Genomic DNA, 19387 nt, shown 5'->3' with positions numbered 1-19387 from the left:
AAAGTTTATCAGCCGTTATCTGCGTTTTTTACGTCTTGAAGACCGAGAACGAGAGGGTTTGCTCTCCTGAGAGTCTGTCGATTCGGGTTCGGTTTCTTCATGGGTTTCTGACGCTGCTTCAGTTTCCGCTTCTATAGAGGACTCCACTCCCTCTTCTTTCGTCTCCTCAGAAGATTCTGAAACAGTCTCTGGCAAGTCTGAACCTGAAGGAGGTGGCATTTCGTCATTTTCCGGTTCAGAAAGCTCTTCTGAGGGAATTTCCTCGTCTGGCACGGTCTCCGGTTCAGCAGGTGCAACGGATGCGTCAGTCTCTTCTGTGGGCTGTTTTTCTGGTGCTTGCGCTTCTTCTGGGCTGGGAGGTTCTGGGGTTTCCGGTGCTTCAGCGACAGGTTCCTCTACACTTTCGGCTTCGGGAGGTTCTGGCGCTTCAGCGACGGTTTCCTCTACACTTTCAGCTTCGGGAGGTTCTGGTGCTTCAGCGACGGGTTCCTCTACACTTTCAGCTTCAGCTTCTGGCGTTTCTGGCGCTTCAGCGACAGGTTCCTCTACACTTTCAGCTTCTGGCGTTTCTGGCGCTTCAGCGACGGGTTCCTCAGTTACGGCTTCTGAGGCTTCTGGTATTGGCGTTGATAACTCTGGCTCTTCTTCAGTCCAAGTTTCTGCATCTGAAGAAGACATTTCCGAAGGCTTCGACTTTTGGAATCGACTTTTGAGACTATCAAAGAAACCGAATAACCCCGATAGAGTTTTCGATTTCGGTTGTGGAGGAGTCGGAGATGATGAAGGAACGGGCGTTGGTGGAACAACGGGTTCAGAGGATTCCTCAAATTGATCAGGCTCAGGCTCCGACTCTATCGTACTCTCATCCGGAGCATCTGGGGCGATCGCCCCTTGATCCTCGATTTCCTCAATTGTTTCTATCTCCCCTATCTCTTCATCTTTCGATTCAGCTCCCCCTTGCGCCACCTCTGGTTCTGGCTGAGATTCAGGTTCTGGCGAAACCGGTAATTCGGCAGGTTCAGGCTCCGAAACGGGCAATTCCTCCACACTCAGTTCTGGTTCACTCACCGTTTCTTCTTCAGTAACAGGAGTTTCCGGTTCTGGTGTTTCAGGGGTAGGGACAGCAACCTCTGGAGCAGGAGACCTCTTCAAGAAACGATTTAAAGCGCCTAAGCCATTCTGCTTTAACTGTTCCCCCTCCACAGGGGTTTGTTGACCAGCAGGGGTTAATTGGCGACGTAAGGTTAAAGTTTCCCAACCTAGATACAACAACAGAGGAACAGCAGCCATTTGGCCGAGCATCACCGCACCCGTAAACCGTCCGGCACAAAACCATAGGGTTAGAGCATAGAGAAAGCCTAACCCACTCCAGATAAAATCACTTTTACGCCGATAAACCTCTGGAAAAAAGAAGAATGCCATATAAAAGGCGAAACTTCCTAAGCCAACGGCTAATGCCAGAATTCGTGCCATGTCTGCTGAACCCTCTGTTTCTAAATTCTTTGTCTACAGCCTATAGGGTCATTTTACCGTGACGGCCCAGACTTAATCTCTTCTTTACGGGACAATTTTAAAGATCGGGCTAACCTTGTAGATAATTTGCTGTTATGGCAAGCAATTGTTGGTTACGTGAGTACATAATCTTATGACACAGCCAAGTTTTGGTCTAATTGGCCTTGCGGTTATGGGTGAAAACCTGGCCCTGAATGTGGAACGGAATGGGTTTCCGGTAACGGTTTATAACCGAACTTATGCCAAAACTGAAGAGTTTATGGCCACCAGAGCCAAGGGGAAAAATTTCTTAGCTGCCCAAACTCTGGAAGAATTTGTACAAAAACTCGATCGCCCCCGCAAAATTTTGATTATGGTGAAAGCGGGTAAACCAGTTGATGCCGTAATTGATAGCCTCAAGCCTTTACTGGATGAAGGGGATATGATTATCGATGGCGGAAACTCCCTTTATGAAGATACCGAACGCCGCACCAAAGATCTCGAAGCCTCGAAATTAGGGTTTGTAGGCATGGGAGTCAGTGGCGGTGAAGAAGGAGCACTCAATGGTCCTAGCTTAATGCCAGGGGGAACTCCAACCGCTTACCAAGAGTTGGAACCCATTGTGACCAAAATTGCGGCTCAAGTGGATGATGGTCCCTGTGTCACTTTTATTGGCAAAGGGGGCGCAGGTCATTATGTGAAAATGGTTCACAATGGCATTGAGTATGGCGATATGCAATTAATCGCTGAAGCCTATGATTTGCTGAAAAATGCGGTAGGTTTAACCAATCCTGAACTCCATGAAGTGTTTAAGGAGTGGAATGAAACGGAGGAACTCAATTCCTTTTTAATTGAGATTACCCGGGATATCTTTAAACAAATTGACTCGGAAACCAACCAGCATCTGATCGATCTAATTGTAGATGCAGCCGGTCAAAAAGGAACGGGACGGTGGACTGTCGTCACTTCTTTAGAGTTGGGGGTGAGTATTCCCACAATTACCGCAGCCGTGAATGCCCGCATTATGTCTTCTTATAAGGAAGAACGGGTAGCTGCGTCTCAGGAATTAACCGGGCCAAGTGGTCAGTACGATGGAGATCTCAAAGCATTTATTCCTAAAATTCGAGATGCTCTCTATTGCTCTAAAATTTGTTCCTATGCTCAAGGGATGGCTCTACTGAGTAAGGCTTCTCAAGAGTTTGGCTATGAGTTGAATCTGAGCGAAATTTCCCGTATTTGGAAAGGCGGGTGTATTATTCGCGCGGGCTTCTTAGATAAGATTAAGGTGGCATTTAAGGATAATCCTAGTTTGCCCAATTTGTTGCTTGCTCCTGAGTTCAAGCAAACTATTTTAGACCGTCAGCAAGCTTGGCGGGAAGTGTTGGGTCTGGCTTGTCAGTTGGGGATTCCAGTACCAGCATTTAGTGCGTCTTTGGATTACTTTGATAGTTATCGTCGTGCGACTTTACCCCAGAATTTGACTCAAGCACAACGGGATTTCTTTGGCGCTCATACTTATGAGCGGATTGACCGTCCGAGAGGAGAGTTTTTCCATAGTCAGTGGATGAGCTAGAACCCTCTTGTAGGGGCGAACGGCCGTTTGTCCCTACATCATGTCTAAATTTATGAATGGTTCAAGGAAAGAGCAAAACCAGCCATTCCCTATTCCCTATTCCCTCCCTCTTACCAACCAACTTTACAAGCTTAACGGGTAACTCATTCCTATTACCAGCGTGCAGGACTATATTTTGCTAAATTGGTGAGGTAATCTTGATCTAGAGTGGAGGCGATCGCTTCGGGTCGTCCGCTTCTTCTTTACCCAGGGTATCTTATCCGTACTTCCCCAAAGCGATTTAGAGTGTTTGATTATGATCAATCTAAGCGGCTACCAAATTCTTGCTAAGATCTACGAAAGTGACAAAACAGTAGTCTATCGGGGTTGTCAACAAAAAACGAATCTGCCCGTCATTTTGAAGGTACTCAAAGCAGATTATCCCACAGTAGAGGAGCGCAATCGATACCAGCAAGAGTTTCAACTCCTCAATCAGCTCAATCGAGAAAGTCTAGTTAAGGCTTATACTCTAGAAAGCTATCAAAACGCTTTAGTGATGGTCTTAGAGGATTTTGGAGGAGAATCCTTAAAACAGTTATTAGCGTCTCAGAAATTTACGCTTTTAGGATTTCTCAACTTAGCCATTCGGATTGTCAAAAGCTTAGGCGATTTACATCAAGCGAGTATTATTCATAAAGATATCAATCCAGGCAATATTATCTTTAATCCCGCCACAGGAGAAGTCAAACTGGTCGATTTAAGTATATCTGTCACCTTTAATCGAGAATCTTCATCATCCGGTCATGCTCCGACGATTGAAGGAACCTTAGCCTATATGTCTCCTGAGCAAACCGGAAGACTCAATCGGAGCTTAGACTATCGCACAGATTTCTATTCATTGGGAGCCACCTTTTATGAGTTGCTCACCCACAAGCTTCCCTTTGAAAGCAAGGAAACAATGGAACTCATCCATTGTCACATTGCCAAGCAACCCATTGCTCCCCATATCGTTAATGCTGAAATTCCCCAAGTTGTCTCTGACTTAGTGCTGAAGCTATTAGCCAAAAATGCAGAAGAGCGCTATCAAAGCAGTTGGGGATTACTCGCAGATTTAGAACAATGTTTAGTCAATCTGAAAGATAATGACCAGATCGATCCATTTCCCTTAGGGGAACAAGATATTTCGGATACATTTAAAATCCCAGAAAAACTCTATGGACGAGATAAGGAAGTCGATACGTTGTTAGCCGCTTTTGAGCGAGTCGCTGATGGTCATAAAGAATTTATGCTCATTAGTGGATATTCCGGAATCGGTAAATCTGCTTTAGTTCAAGAAATCTATAATCCTATTACCCATAGAAATGGCTATTTTATCTTAGGTAAATTTGATCAGTTCCAACGGAGTATTCCTTATTATGCTATTGTCAAAGCGTTTTCCGAGTTAGTCAATTTATTGCTGACTGAAAGTGAAGATAACTTAAGAAAATGGAAAAAAAAGCTCTTAGAAGCCTTTGGTCCAAATGGTCAAATCATTATTGATGTGATTCCGGAAGTAGAATATATTGTTGGACCCCAACCTCCCGTTATAGAATTAGGACCTACAGAATCTCAAAATCGATTTAATTTTGTTTTTCAAAATTTTATTCGTATTTTCTGCCGTCCAGAACATCCGTTAGTGATCTTTTTAGATGATTTACAATGGGCTGATTCTGCAACTCTGAAATTGATTGAACTGATGCTAACGGAAGCAGATGTTCAGTATTTTTTCTTAATTGGAGCTTATCGAGATAATGAAGTGAGTCCTAGTCATCCACTGATGATGGTGGTTGATTCCCTGCGGATTCAATCTGTGATTATTAATCATATCCATTTAGAAAATCTGAAGCTCAATCAAATTAGCCAATTAATTTCTGAAACTTTGCATCAAGGGCAAGGCTTAGTGAAGCCTTTGGCAGAACTGGTTCAAAATAAAACGGCAGGAAATCCATTTTTTGTAAATGAATTTCTCAAGACCCTATATCAGGAAAAACTGCTAACGTTTGTCCCCCCTCAACCGGATATTATGGGTGGATGGTCTTGGGATTTAGAAGAAATTGAGTCCATGAGTATTACGGAAAATGTAGTGGATTTAATGATTGGTAAGTTGCGAAAACTGCCAGAAGAAACGCAAGAAGTTTTACGGTTATCGGCTTGTTTAGGGAATCAGTTTGATTTAAATACTCTGTCTTTAATTTATGAAAAAGAATCCTCTGGAACCTTTCAAGATCTCTTGCCTGCAATTCAAGAAAAAATGATCCGCCCCAATTCCGGTAAAGAATTGGTCGATCTGGATTTAGTTACGGCTCCGTTATTAATCTTAAATTATAAATTTTCCCATGACCGAGTACAGCAAGCAGCCTATGCTCTAATTGACGAGTCAAATAAAAAGGCGGTTCATCTGGAAATTGGCAGGATGCTATTGGAAAGAACACCGATTGAATATCGTAGTGAACGAATTTTTGAATTGGTCGATCACATGAATGTTGGTCGATCTTTGATAACAGAACAGAATGAAATCTTGGAATTAGCTCACCTAAATTTGGAGGCAGGAAAACGCGCTAAAGATGCCACTGCTTTTGTGGCAGCTCTTCAATATTTAAAAGAGGCAATGAGTTACCTACCAGAAAATATTTGGGATCTCGATCATGAGTTTGCATTTTCCTTGTATAGAGAGCGGGCAGATGTGGAATATTTGAATGGAAATTTTGCTGAATCAGAAACTTTGATTGCAGAGGTTTTATCTCAGACTGATTCGGATTTTGAGAAAGCTGAGATTTATAATATTCTGTTAATTCAAAACACCTTGAGAGGGCAGTATCAAAAGGCGGTGGACATTGGGCGTACTGCCCTAGATATATTAGGGATTAGTTTGCCAACAGAAGATTTAGATAGTATAATTCCCCAGGAATTAGATAAGGCGGGTAAAGCTTTAGGAAATCGCCCCATTTTATCATTGCTGGATCAACCCAAAATGGAGAATTCCCTCAGCGAAATCAAAGTGAAGTTATTGCATAATTTAGCGCCCCCAGCTTATATGCTGAATATCCAGTTGTGGACGCTGATTATTCTGAAGGGGGCAACGTTGGTTTTGGAGGAAGGATATGCTCCAGAAGTGGCGTTCTTTTTGCCCACCTATGGCATTTTATTGGTGAATATTTTTGGACAGTACCAAAATGCCTATGATCTGGGAAGGGTGGCTTATAAACTTAATCAAAAGTGGGGACATCCAACCTATAAGGCGGGTATTTGTTTAATTAGCACTTTGAATTATTGGTTTAATCCCATGAAAGATTCAACATGGCTAGGAAATGAGGCGTATCAATCGGCTCTGGATTCGGGAGATTTGCTCTATGCGGGTTATGTGCTGAATAATCAATCGGTTAATTTCTTTGTCCAAGGAAAACCGATTGAACAGATTTTAGAAGAGATTCTTAAATATTTACCGTTTGCTCAGAAAACGGAGAATCAATTGGTAACTTATGTTTTACTGGGTTTACAGTTAGTTCTATTGAATTTAGACGATCAAACGAATGAGCCATTGAATTTTGATGGGCCAAGTTTAACTGAAGCGGAATATGTTGAGCTTTGTCAGCAAAATCAGAATATTTTTGCTCTGTGTATTTATCAGATTTTCAAAATGCAAACGTTATATTTGTATGGAAATCTAGAGGCAGCATTAGCCCTAAGTGAGACGATCGCGGATAAGCTCCAGTTCATACTGGGGACTTCACCTGTGCCTGAGTATAATTTCTACACCTCATTGATCTGTCTATCCGCTTATGGGATGACAGAAGAGACTCAAAGAGAAGTCTTATTAGACAAGGTGAGAGCGAATCAAAGTCAATTAAAGATTTGGTCTGAAAACTGTGTAGCCAATTTCTTGCCTAAGTATTTACTGGTAGAAGCAGAATTAGCTCGTGTACAAAATAAACTGGAATTAGCGATTGATTTCTACGATCAGGCGATCGCCGTAGCCACAGAGCATGACTTGATTTCTGTTCAGGCGATCGCCAATGAACGGGCGGCTGATTTTTGGCTGCAAAAACAGAAACTCTCCTATGCTCTAGTCCATTTGCGAGAGGCTTACTATCATTATGAGAAATGGGGAATAAAGCGCAAAGTTGCATCTCTGAAATTAGCCCATCCCCAATTAGAAGCTAAATTCAACCAACTAACCGATAAATTGGATGTGAATACCACAATTCATACCTCTACCAATTCGATTTCCAATAGTCTGGATTTAAATACAGTTCTCAAAGCATCTCAAGCCATTTCTAGTGAAATTGTTTTCGATAAACTCTTGGGCACTTTAATGAAAAGCTTGATTGAAAATGCCGGAGCGCAATCGGGATTTTTATTACTTCCTAAAGAAGGTAAGTTACTGATTTCTGCCTCTGCTTTTGTAGATGAGGAAGCGATTATTAACGAGGAATCAACAGCCGTTGAAACCAGTGAGGAATTACCCATTACAGTCATTAACTATGTGGAACGCTCTCTCTCCGATGTGGTCTTAAGCCATGCCTGTCGAAATGGACAATTTACTAACGACCCTTACATTATTAAACGTCAGGTTAAATCGCTCCTGTGTATCCCCATCGTTAACCAAGGACAACTGATTAGTATCCTGTATTTAGAAAACAACCTAACGACTGATGCCTTCACTGCCGATCGCATTGAAGTACTGCAAGTCTTATCCTCTCAAGCAGCAATCGCCCTGGATAACGCCCTCCTCTATGCATCTGTTGAGCAAAAAGTACAAGAGCGCACCCAAGAATTAAACCAGAAAAATCAAGATTTATCCCAAACACTAGAAGAGCTAAAACGAACTCAAACCCAACTGATCCAAACCGAAAAAATGTCCGGTTTAGGTCAAATGGTGGCTGGAGTAGCCCATGAAATTAATAATCCCGTTAGTTTTATCTATGGTAACCTAGCCCCTGCAACGGAATATGTTGACGCTTTACTGGATCTGATCGATCTCTATCAAACCCATTATCCTAAACCAGATGAAGAAATTGAAGATATGATTGAGGATATCGATCTCGACTTTATGAGTGAAGATTTGAAGAATCTCCTCAATTCTATGCAGGTGGGAGCCGAACGTATCCGTAAAATCATCCTTTCTCTACGAAACTTCTCCCGACTGGATGAAGCGGATAAAAAACCAGTTAATCTTCATGATGGATTAGATAGTACCCTGTTGATTTTGCAAAATCGTTTCAAAGAGTCGGGGAATGAGAAAGAAATTAAAATTCTTAAAGAGTATGGCAATTTACCCCAGGTCAATTGCTACGCCTCCCAACTGAATCAAGTGTTCATGAATTTATTAACCAATGCGTGTGATGCAATGCAAGATCAGCGCAGTACTGAACTTTCCAAAGATCAACAACCCTCGATTACAGTCCGGACTCACGTAACAGATCGCCAATCTGTAGAAGTTATTATCGCTGATAATGGCCCAGGGATGAGTGAGGAAACGATCCAAAAAATCTTTAATCCTTTCTATACGACTAAACCCGTTGGCTCTGGAACCGGTTTAGGGTTATCTATCAGTTATCAAATTGTGGTGGAAAAACATAGCGGAAATCTCAGTTGTGTTTCTGAACCGGGAGAGGGAGCTAAGTTTATCGTGGAAATCCCCTTACGTCCGGTAGAAGAGGAATAGGGAATAGGGAATACAGTGCTTTGCGCTGTTATTAGAGTACAGTGTAACCGTCTCGTATATGAATCAATGACTACAGCACTTTGTGCTGTTATGGGGTACGATCGCCTAAATTTTTCCTTTGAGAGCATTCCTATCAAATGCCTTGAAAATGGGAACTATAGCAGTGGTAAGGATAGTCAGGACATTTTCTATTCCCTATTCCCTAGCGCAAAGCGCTATAAGAGCTGAACAAATCCACTACGCCATCGCTGACGAATCAAAATCAGGGGGAACATCCTGTAAACGACCTGGTCCGATCGCCTGTAGCGCTTCTTTTAACACCACATCCCCCGTATAGAGCGCCTTACCCACAATCACTCCAGTTACCCCCAAACGCTCTAGGGACAACAAACTGAGTAAATCCGTAATGCTACTGACTCCACCAGAGGCAATTACCGGTACATCCACCGCTTCGGCAACTTCTCGCAAGGCTGGAATATTCGGGCCCTTCAGGGTTCCATCCCGATAAATATCAGTATAAATAATGCCATAAACCCCCATCTGAGCGCACTGTTGGGCCAATTCAATCCCAGAAATTTTGGAGGTTTCCAACCATCCCCGCGTCGCCACCTTGCCATCGCGGGCATCAATACCCACCATAATTTGCCCTGGAAACTCCTGACAGAGCTGTTGGACAAGTTCGGGATTTTCCACTGCCACCGTCCCTAGAATCGCCTGTTGGACACCGGTAGAGAGCAAATTTGCCACTCCTGCATAGTCGCGCAAGCCTCCCCCCACTTGTACCGGAATGGGGATGGATTGGGCGATCGCCCGAATCACCTCTAAATTCACCGACTGTCCTGACTTTGCGCCATCGAGATCCACCACATGCAAGCGCGTCGCTCCTTGAGCAACCCATTGTTGGGCGATCGCCACCGGGTCTTCATCAAACACCTGACTTTGCTCATAATCTCCCTGATACAAGCGCACACAATTCCCCTGGAGCAAATCAATCGCTGGAATCACATCCATAACCCGTATTCTCCTAACACCTTAAATCCCCTCTATCCTACCCCAACAAGTAGGGGCGAAAAACTTTTTGCCCCTACTACCTACTGCCTCTTGCCTTTCCTCAAACAAAGCGATCCGTTTGCGCCTCATGTTCAACTCGAAAAACATTCGCATACAAATTTGCAATCACCTGCTTTCCTTCCTGAGTCAACTTCAAATGATTCAACGAAGGCTGAATATAATGAGAAACCACATTCCAGAAAAACGCCGGATAATTATTCCGTAAATCCCCAGGATTTTCATACCCTAACTGTTTATTCGCCCCATTTTCCTCAAACTCATAAAACAGAGCCGGAATCTTCTGTAAATACTGCGGATCGCTCAACTGCCCAATCAAATCTGCCCCTCGAATCAAACCCGGATAATTCATCGTATCCGCATGATCATCATCCTTAGGAACCGGAAAACGAGTTAACTCAATATTGCGCTTAATTTCCTCTGCATCAATTAATTTATGACCTCCAAAGCGCTCCTCAATAAACCGCTTACCCCGGTCTACATGATAAGGCGTAAGTGCCGCATCCGTTGCCCCTGGCAGCAACTCAACCATACTGTTGTCAATCCCCGAATCATATAAGCGCTCTGAATGCTTATCATCACGACAAACCCCCTTAATATACCCAATATCATGACAGAGCAAAGAAATCATAAAATGAAGCCAATCTTCTGCCGAAACTCCACCCTCACGAATATGTTTTCCACGAAGAATTTCTTGCCCCACCAACGTCACAAAAATCGTATGTTCCACATTATGATAAAGGGCATCACTATTGGCAATATTCTCTAGGGCCATACTCCCAGCCCAAACGATAATATCCGCATAATCCGGTTTATAGCCACCATACGTTCGGCGATAACCATCCCGGAGCTTCACCAAAAATTCATTAATGACAACAGAAGTCAAATTTAACATTAGAGTCTTTGAGGAGGTGCCTTCATCTGGTGTTGGATCTTCTTAATTATAAATTATAAAGGATAACTTCAAATACCGGTAAGAGCGTTTTCAACTCCATCAACTCCCCGCCCCCTCATCTTCCCTTCTTAGGGATCGGGAGACGATTAAGCTTTTGAGTCTAGAATTGATCGTCTTTTTTAATCCTCAATTCTCCCAATCTTTACCCCAAAGTTTACACCGACTTCCCTCGGACAACCCTCCCTAGAGTTGATTAGCTCTCCAGCTTCTGGAGCCGTCATTTCTATAGTTCACCTTAAGCTTAGAGCCATTGCGTAACCGCATTCCTTAACATGATCAACAAGCCCATCTCAATCCATTAAGACCCTTGCGGTCACCCCTGTCCGTTGCTCTAGGAGGAACCTAATCCATGGCTGATGCCCATGTCGAAGTTGCCCAAGAACATGCCCTTGACCGGGATTGTACAACCCTATCTCGTCATGTTCTCCAACAACTGCAAAGCTTTTCCCCAGATGCTCAAGACCTCAGTGCGATTATGAATCGCATTGCCCTAGCCGGAAAACTCATTTCCCGTCGCCTGTCCAGAGCTGGACTGATGGAGAACGTTTTAGGCTTTACTGGAGAGACCAACATCCAAGGTGAATCAGTCAAAAAAATGGATGTCTACGCCAATGACGTATTCATCAGTGTCTTCAAACAAAGTGGCCTCGTCTGTCGCCTCGCCTCTGAGGAAATGGAAGAGCCATACTACATCCCCGAAAACTGTCCCATCGGTCGCCAAACCCTGATTTACGACCCTATCGATGGCTCATCAAATGTGGATACTAACCTCAACGTCGGCTCTATCTTCTCCATCCGCAAACAAGAAGGCATGGACTTAGATTTGAGCGCCTCCGACCTGCTCCAAAATGGACACAAACAAATTGCTGCTGGCTACATCCTCTATGGCCCTAGTACTATGCTGGTCTATTCTGTAGGCAACGGAGTCCATTCTTTCAATCTAGACCCCAGCTTAGGAGAATTCATCCTCAGCCGAGAAAATATCCAAATCCCCAGCCATGGAGCCATCTACAGCGTCAATGAAGGAAATTTTTGGCAATGGGACGAATCCATCCGCGAGTATGTGCGTTATGTTCACCGCCACGAAGGATACACCGCCCGCTATGGTGGAGCCTTAGTGGGTGATTTTCACCGCATTTTATTCCAGGGAGGGGTCTTTTTGTATCCTGGCACGCTGAAAAAACCAGAGGGTAAACTACGATTACTGTATGAATCAGCGCCCTTAGGTTTTCTTGCCCAACAAGCAGGAGGCCGGGCAAGTACAGGTACTCAAGATATCTTGGAAGTGATCCCCAAAGAGTTACACGCCAGAACGCCTCTGATTATTGGCTCTCCAGAAAATGTGGCTTTGGCCGAATCTTTCCTGAAGAATGCCTCAGAGAGCAAATAACCCCACACTAACCTTTTGTAGATCTAGACTTACACCCAACTATTGCTAGTTAATTCTCTATGGTTACACTCACAGAAAATCCTCTGCGCGTTGGACTGCAACAAGACCGCATTCCTGAACCCCAGATTTTAATTATTTTTGGTGCATCTGGAGACCTCACCCAACGCAAATTAGTCCCGGCGCTCTACCAAATGAAATTGGAGAGACGACTACCCCCAGAATTAACCATTGTGGGGGTTGCTCGTCGTCAGTGGAGCCATGACTTTTTTCGGGAACATATGCGCGAAGGCGTGGAAGAATTTGGGGGGGGACTTCAGTCTGAGCAATTGTGGAAAGAGTTTGCTGAAGGTCTATTTTACTGCCCTGGAGATATTGACAATCCGGAAAGTTATCAAAAACTCAAAAGCTTTCTAGCGGAATTAGATACAAAACGAGGAACTCGTGGTAACCGGGTCTTTTATCTGTCCGTTGCCCCTCGGTTCTTTGGAGAAGCAACCCAACAGTTGGGCAATGCGGGGATGTTAGACGATCCCACTAAGCAACGGTTGGTCATTGAAAAACCGTTTGGCCGAGATTTGGGTAGCGCTCGGACGTTGAATCGGGTGGTGACTCAAGTCTGTGATGAAAAGCAGGTGTACCGTATTGACCATTATTTGGGTAAGGAAACGGTACAAAATCTGTTGGTGTTTCGGTTTGCTAATGCTATTTTTGAACCCTTGTGGAATCGCCAGTTTATCGACCATGTGCAAATTACAGTGGCGGAAATGGTGGGTTTGGAAGGACGGGCGGGCTATTATGAAACGTCTGGGGCGCTCCGAGATATGGTGCAGAACCATTTGATGCAGTTGTTTTCGTTGACGGCGATGGAACCGCCGAATTCTTTGGATGCTGATAGTATTCGTAATGAGAAGGTAAAGGTGGTGCAGGCGACCCATTTGGCGGATTTGAGCAATTTGGATCGATGTGCGGTTCGGGGTCAATATACGTCGGGCTGGAGTAAGGGTAAGCAGGTTCCGGGATACCGAGATGAGGAGGGTGCGAGTCCGGAGTCGGTTACGCCGACCTATGCGGCGCTGAAGTTGAATATTGATAATTGGCGCTGGAAGGGGGTTCCGTTCTATTTGAGGACGGGAAAACGGATGCCGAAAAAGGTGTCGGAGATTGCGATTCAGTTTAAGGAAGTGCCGTATTTGATGTTCCAGTCGGCGGCGAAACAGGCGAACCCGAATGTGCTGGCGATGCGAATTCAGCCGAATGAGGGGATTTCGATGCGGTTTGAGGTGAAAACGCCGGGGAGTTCTTTGCGGACGCGATCGGTTGATATGGATTTTCGCTACGATCGCGCCTTCGGTCAAGCGAATACGGATGCCTATAGCCGGTTGTTGATTGATTGTATGTTAGGCGACCAAACTCTGTTTACCCGTGGGGATGAGGTGGAAGCCTCTTGGCAAGTATTAACCCCAGTGTTGGATGTTTGGGATGCCCCTGCTCCTCCGGAGGTGATTCCTCTCTATGAGGCGGGAACCTGGGAACCGGTTGAGGCAGAGTTGTTACTGAATCGAGATGGTCGCCGCTGGCGGAGGCTTTGACGCGGGGAGGAGGGGACACGGAGAAATTCCCTATTCCCTATTCCCTATTCCCTATTCCCTATTCCCTATTACTCATTACTCGTCATGACTACTACTCCTATTGTTGCATTACAAAAGCCGAAGGATATCTCTTTAGGTGAGATTGAGGCGGAACTGAATAAGATTTGGTTGAGCCAAAATACGGGCAAGGCTAGCCCAGTGGCCACGCGAGCGGCGACGTTTAGTATGGTGATTTATGAGCCGGAAGAATTCCAACAGTTGTTGGCTGGTTTGGGCTTCTATAGTGGCTGCATTGATGGTATTAATGGTCCGATGATGAAGGAGGCGGTTCGTGAGGCTCAGATGAGTTATGGTCTGAGGATTACGGGACGCATTGATGGGCAGACGCTGCACGGTTTGCGGGAGAATTATGGGAAGATCTCGCCTTCCCAAGTTGCTGATATTAGTAATGTAGATTTGAGGGGATCGAGTGTCAGTGAGGCGATCGCCTCCCAAAATCCTTGTAGAGTGATTACCCTTTGTCCTGTTTTAGGCGAAGATCGAGGGGTAAGCGCCCAAGTTTCTGCCTATTGTCCCATTCAAAAAAGCAGTAGCAACAGCACCCTCATCTGTTGTGAATACATTACTCTGCGAGGGACAAAGGAAGCCCTAGAGCGAGTCAAAGACCTAATTTCTTCTCTATTAATCCCCGATTTACCCAAGTTTGTTTGGTGGAAAGCCACTCCCAATCCCGAACAATTGTTGTTTCAACATTTAGCTCAACAAGCCAATTGTATTGTCGTCGATTCCTGCTATTTTAGTGACCCGGATTCCGAACTTCTGAAAATTCACGATCTCATTGAGTCAGAAACCTATATTGCCGATCTTAATTGGCATCGCTTGTATCCTTGGCAAGAATTAACTGCCGCCACCTTCGATCCCCCAGAACGTCGAGATTCCCTAGGCGATATCGATCGGGTCACGATTGACTATGAAAAAGGCAATGATTCTCAAGCCTTTATGTTTTTGGGATGGTTAGCCAGTCGTCTCGGTTGGCAACCGGTTGGTTATCAGGATGAAGGGGGAGATTATGATATTAAACGGATTGAATTTTCTGGCCCTGAAAATAAAACAATTCAGGCTGAATTAGCTGGTATTCCGACTGCTGACTGGGGCGAAATTCCAGGGGATTTAGTCGGGGTTTTACTGAATTCGAGCAATCCCGAGGCTAATTGTTGCACGATTTTATGTTCGGAAACTATCGGATGTATGCGGATGGAAGCGGGAGGAAGTGCCAGTAATAGTCGCACGGAACAGGTGACTGCGGTTTCCGATCAAAAGGCAGAAGAAATGATGAGTCAACAACTGCAACGCTGGGGACGAGATGTTTTATACGAGGAAAGTTTGGCCGTAACTGCCCAGATTCTGAAGTTGCGATAAGCTATAGCGCTACGCACTAGGGAATAGGGAATGGGGAATAGGGAATAGGTTATGGGGGCTAGGTTTCAGTGTTGAGCTGGAGTCCTATAGCAGAGAAAGGGAGAGTTAGGACATTTTCTATTGCAATTCGTGCCTATTGCCTATTGCCTCAAACCATAACCTCACTGTCCTAATCACCTCTTTCACTGCTATAGAAGTTGAAAAACATGGCTTAATTCTCCTCCCCACCCTACCCACTAAAATCATCTTTGCAGTGATTAGTTAGACCATTGATGAAGCCAGTTCAGCAAAACTTTTGGTAGAGGTTGCCTCGTGCGCTGGTGAGCATCGATACAGATATGACGAGTCATAGCTTTAGCCGCAAGAAGATCTCCTAGTTTAATTTGATAGTTTATTTCATATTTATTGGGTGATAAAAGTATCGGCACTAACTCAATATCCAAACAATCTCCACAAGTTAGAGGTCGATAAAAATCGGCTTCACTATGAATAATGGGAAAAGCTATTTTCGGCTGACAAAAGAACTCTTTTAAGTCAATCCCCGCCGCAGCTAAAGAGGCTTCATAGGCTTCATGACAAAACTGAAACAGATTGGTAAAATACACCACTCCAGCAGCATCTGTTTCTGAAAAGCGAACCGTTCGAGTATAGTGAAATAGCATCATTTTTGTCCTTTAATCCGACTTCATCAGAGACTGCAAAAGCTTCTCAAAAACTTCTACGGCAAGCCTTTCCGGATTATCGCGAATGAAAATCTTATAATTCGGATTAGAGTTGATTTCTATTAACCATAACTGTCCAGACTTATCCACCGCAATATCAAATCCTCCATAGTCAATCGGTAATCGCTCAAAGATAGGTTGAATAAACTCTTCTAGTTTGCTTATCGTATCTTCATCTGTCACATGAATGGCTTGCGCGCCATCCCAATGGAGAGGACTTAAATTCCCTGTAAAAGTTGCATTTTGGATATTTTTTTCATAGAGTAAGACCAAAGATTGATTCAGAAAAACAGCCCGATATTCCCTCTCAATTTCAATCACCTCTTGGGCTAAGGCCATATAGTCATAATCTTTGTCATGCAGATTAAAAATAGTCTGTAAGGACTCTTCAATCTGAGAGGGTTTATCACAGAGAAATACATTTTCTCCCCCCGATCCAGTATTTTTCTTGATAATTACCGGTAAGCTAAACGTCTCTTCAATTGCCGCAACTATTTCCGGAATATTCTTATGGATAGCATAGTTTTCATAAGTAGAAACATAGGGATCAACATAGGCAACAGTTTTCGGCATTAATACCCGATCTTTGAGCAAATGATAAGTATAGTCTTTATCTTTGACCACTTTTAGGATAGCCCCAGTTAAAATCGGAGTAAATCCATTAACAAACAAATAGGGCTTGTGAAGATTAATTTGGATCACATTTTCGTTAGGATGAACGATCTCATAATCCAGGTTTAAGGAGTTACAAGCTTCCAATAAAAGACGAATATTGGTAAACATTAGGAGTGTTTAAAGAGTGAATGTGAAGCGGTAGAGAACAATATGGATAACCTGAGACGGTCTAGATCTCCCTTCATCTCTGAATACCGCAATTGATGATAGCACAAGGTATAGATTTTGCCAATATACAGCGAAGAAACAGGCGATCGCGAACTTCACACTACTTCAAGAGAACACATTAAAACTCAACTGACTTATTGCAAATAAGTCACCCTCTAATTTAGTTCTGATTGCCCTGAGCTACACAGGTAATGTTATAATGTCCTCTTTAATTCACCGTAGATTCAGCCTTGTTCCAACTCATGACCCAAACTTCAGATTTTCTCAGTGTTCTCAACCCTTCGCAACGAAAGGCGGTGGAGCATCTGTGCGGCCCGATGTTGGTGGTTGCAGGTGCAGGTTCCGGGAAGACTCGTGCCCTTACCTATCGGATTGCTAATCTGATTCTACAGCATCGGGTGAATCCAGAACAGATTCTGGCGGTCACGTTTACGAATAAGGCGGCGCGGGAAATGAAGGAGCGCATTGAGAGCTTGTTTGCCCAGCAGTTAGCTCCGAGTTCTACGGGTCGAGATTGGGATGATTTGGGGGATGCCGAACAGATGCGGTTGCGATCGCGCATCTATCAAGATTATATTAAGCCTCTATGGGTGGGAACATTTCACGCGTCCTGTGCTCGAATTTTACGCTACGACATCGATAAATATCAGGATGAAGCAGGCAGAAAATGGGATAAACAGTTTTCTATCTTTGATGAATCGGATGTACAAGGACTAGTAAAAGAAATTGTCACCAAAGACTTAAATCTAGATGACAAAAAGTTTAATCATAAGTCCGTTCGTTACGCCATTAGCAATGCCAAAAATCAGGGATTATCGCCCCAAGATTTTCAGCGAGAACAACCGAATTATCGGGGACGGGTAATTTCCGAAGTTTATGAACTCTATCAAAAGCGGTTAGCTGAAAATAATGCCCTCGATTTTGATGACTTAATTTTAGTCCCGGTGAACTTGCTACGAAAAAACGAGCAAGTATTAGCCTATTGGCATAACCGCTTTCATCATATCTTAGTCGATGAATATCAAGATACAAACCGCACCCAATATGATTTAATTCGTTTGTTAGCCACGGGAGGAGTCCAAAGCCGTGACTACAAAGATTGGCAAAGTCGCTCCATTTTTGTCGTTGGAGATGCCGATCAATCGATTTATAGCTTCCGCATGGCTGACTTTACCATTTTGATGGATTTTCAACAAGATTTTGGCGATGGTTTATCAGACCAGAAAAGCGAGACCATGATTAAATTAGAAGAAAACTATCGCTCGCGAGAAAATATTCTACAAGCAGCGAATGAGTTGATTCAAAATAATAAAGAGCGAATTGATAAGGTATTACGCCCCACTCGTGATTCTGGAGTGCCAATTACTTGTTACCAAGCTGATAATGAAATTGACGAGGCGGAGTTTGTGATCCGTCAGATGCGCCAACTGGAACAAAAGTATCCGGATGTCAATTGGGGCAGCTTTTCCATTTTGTATCGTACCAATGCCCAGTCTCGTGCCTTTGAGGAAGTATTGGTAAGACAAAATATTAAATATCGGATGGTTGGGGGATTAAAGTTTTACGATCGCAAGGAAATCAAAGATGCCATTTGTTATCTCAGATTATTGATCAATCCGGCTGATACCGTCAGTTTATTACGCATTATTAATGTTCCTCGTCGTGGTATTGGCAAATCCACCTTAGATCGGCTGCTAGGTGCATCCTCAGAACTGGGGATTCCCCTATGGGAAATTATCAGTGATGAAACTTCCGTGCGTACATTAGCCGGACGCTCAACTAAAGCAGTGATGGGCTTTTATAAGCTGATTACCCGTTGGCAAGAACGTCTGGAAACGGAAAAAGCTTCTACCATTGCCCAAGGGATTTTAACCGACTCTGAATATCTCAAAGATTTAAAATATCAAGGAACTGATGAATCCGAAAACCGCTTACAAAACCTGCAAGAGTTATTTAGTGCCATTATCCAATATGAAGAAGAAACTGGCGATACCCATTTATCCAGTTATCTCAATTATGCCCCCTTACAATCGGAGTTAGATAACCTAGAAGAAGGAGAAAATGCCGTGACCTTGATGACCCTTCATGCAGCGAAAGGCTTAGAATTTCCAATTGTGTTTTTAGTGGGATTAGAAGAGGGTTTATTTCCTAATTTCCGCAGTATGGATGACCCCGCAGCCTTGGAAGAAGAGCGACGCTTATGTTATGTGGGTATTACCCGCGCTCAGGAACAATTGTTTTTAACCCATGCCCAAGAACGACGGTTATGGGGAAACCGGGAACCAGCAACTGCATCTCAGTTTTTAGGCGAATTACCCCGCGAGTTATTAAAGGGGACGACCCAATATCAAGCAAGAGTGACTTCCCCCAGTCCCGCACCCCATAAAACGGTGAAAAAGCCGGTTAAGAAATCTGAAGCTAAGGCGGCAACGAAGGCTAAAAACGCTAAGGGAAAAAACAAGGGTTGGCAAGTTGGAGATCGCGTCCTTCATCGCAGTTTTGGAGTTGGACAAGTGACCCATGTTTTTGGCAAGGGAGAACAGCAATCTGTAGCGGTTCAATTTACAGGTTTAGGGCGCAAAATTCTGAATCCTAAAGTGGTTCCTTTGCAAAAGTTATAAGTTCTTGTTGTTAGAATTGCCTCTTGCCTAGCC

The 19387-nt window shown here is 43.9% G+C and carries 11 protein-coding genes; 6 read left to right on the top strand and 5 right to left on the bottom strand.

Features of this window, described 5'->3' with window-relative positions:
* Positions 1 to 15: 15 nt before the first annotated feature.
* Positions 16 to 1473 carry a Ycf66 family protein gene (locus tag J7529_RS06980; RefSeq protein WP_318728390.1) on the bottom strand — a complete coding sequence of 486 codons (1458 nt, stop codon included), beginning with the start codon at positions 1471 to 1473 and terminating at the stop codon, positions 16 to 18.
* Between the two features lie 172 nt (positions 1474 to 1645).
* Between J7529_RS06980 and gnd the strand changes: the two genes are divergently transcribed.
* On the top strand, positions 1646 to 3064 hold the full coding sequence (gene gnd, locus J7529_RS06975) for a decarboxylating NADP(+)-dependent phosphogluconate dehydrogenase (RefSeq protein WP_318728389.1): 1419 nt from the start codon (positions 1646 to 1648) through the stop codon (positions 3062 to 3064).
* A gap of 295 nt (positions 3065 to 3359) precedes the next feature.
* Positions 3360 to 8747, top strand: coding sequence for an AAA family ATPase (locus J7529_RS06970; RefSeq protein ID WP_318728388.1), 5388 nt, complete (start codon positions 3360 to 3362; stop codon positions 8745 to 8747).
* Positions 8748 to 8984: 237 nt separating this feature from the next.
* Here the strand turns inward: J7529_RS06970 and hisA are convergent, their stop codons facing one another.
* Together hisA and J7529_RS06960 are read right to left on the bottom strand one after the other, a co-directional pair.
* On the bottom strand, positions 8985 to 9758 hold the full coding sequence (hisA, locus tag J7529_RS06965; protein WP_318728387.1) for a 1-(5-phosphoribosyl)-5-[(5-phosphoribosylamino)methylideneamino]imidazole-4-carboxamide isomerase: 774 nt from the start codon (positions 9756 to 9758) through the stop codon (positions 8985 to 8987).
* A 100-nt stretch (positions 9759 to 9858) separates the two neighbouring features.
* On the bottom strand, positions 9859 to 10710 hold the full coding sequence (locus tag J7529_RS06960; RefSeq protein WP_318728386.1) for an Npun_R2479 family HD domain-containing metalloprotein: 852 nt from the start codon (positions 10708 to 10710) through the stop codon (positions 9859 to 9861).
* A 409-nt stretch (positions 10711 to 11119) separates the two neighbouring features.
* Here J7529_RS06960 and fbp point away from each other — a divergent pair, with 409 nt between their 5' ends.
* From fbp to opcA, 3 genes are all read left to right on the top strand, one after another.
* On the top strand, positions 11120 to 12160 hold the full coding sequence (gene fbp / locus J7529_RS06955) for a class 1 fructose-bisphosphatase (protein ID WP_271943998.1): 1041 nt from the start codon (positions 11120 to 11122) through the stop codon (positions 12158 to 12160).
* A gap of 59 nt (positions 12161 to 12219) precedes the next feature.
* Positions 12220 to 13749, top strand: coding sequence for a glucose-6-phosphate dehydrogenase (gene zwf, locus J7529_RS06950; protein ID WP_271943997.1), 1530 nt, complete (start codon positions 12220 to 12222; stop codon positions 13747 to 13749).
* An 84-nt stretch (positions 13750 to 13833) separates the two neighbouring features.
* On the top strand, positions 13834 to 15168 hold the full coding sequence (gene opcA / locus J7529_RS06945) for a glucose-6-phosphate dehydrogenase assembly protein OpcA (protein WP_318728385.1): 1335 nt from the start codon (positions 13834 to 13836) through the stop codon (positions 15166 to 15168).
* Between the two features lie 257 nt (positions 15169 to 15425).
* On the opposite strand, the gene J7529_RS06940 is transcribed toward opcA, so the two are convergent.
* Together J7529_RS06940 and J7529_RS06935 are read right to left on the bottom strand one after the other, a co-directional pair.
* Entirely contained in the window at positions 15426 to 15830 is a 405-nt protein-coding gene (locus J7529_RS06940; RefSeq protein ID WP_413038827.1) for an acyl-CoA thioesterase, read from the bottom strand.
* Positions 15831 to 15842: 12 nt separating this feature from the next.
* On the bottom strand, positions 15843 to 16673 hold the full coding sequence (locus J7529_RS06935) for an ATP-grasp domain-containing protein (RefSeq protein WP_318728383.1): 831 nt from the start codon (positions 16671 to 16673) through the stop codon (positions 15843 to 15845).
* A gap of 302 nt (positions 16674 to 16975) precedes the next feature.
* On the opposite strand from J7529_RS06935, the gene pcrA reads away from it, so the two are divergent.
* Positions 16976 to 19354, top strand: a complete 2379-nt coding sequence (gene pcrA, locus J7529_RS06930) for a DNA helicase PcrA (RefSeq protein WP_318728382.1) — start codon at positions 16976 to 16978, stop codon at positions 19352 to 19354.
* Positions 19355 to 19387: the final 33 nt, after the last annotated feature.

The sequence above is a fragment of the Roseofilum sp. Guam genome, from assembly GCF_017746735.1.
Taxonomy (GTDB): Bacteria; Cyanobacteriota; Cyanobacteriia; order Cyanobacteriales; family Desertifilaceae; genus Roseofilum; species Roseofilum reptotaenium.
The sequence above is the reverse complement of the archived record's forward strand: the minus strand, read 5'-3'. Positions and strand labels throughout refer to the sequence as shown.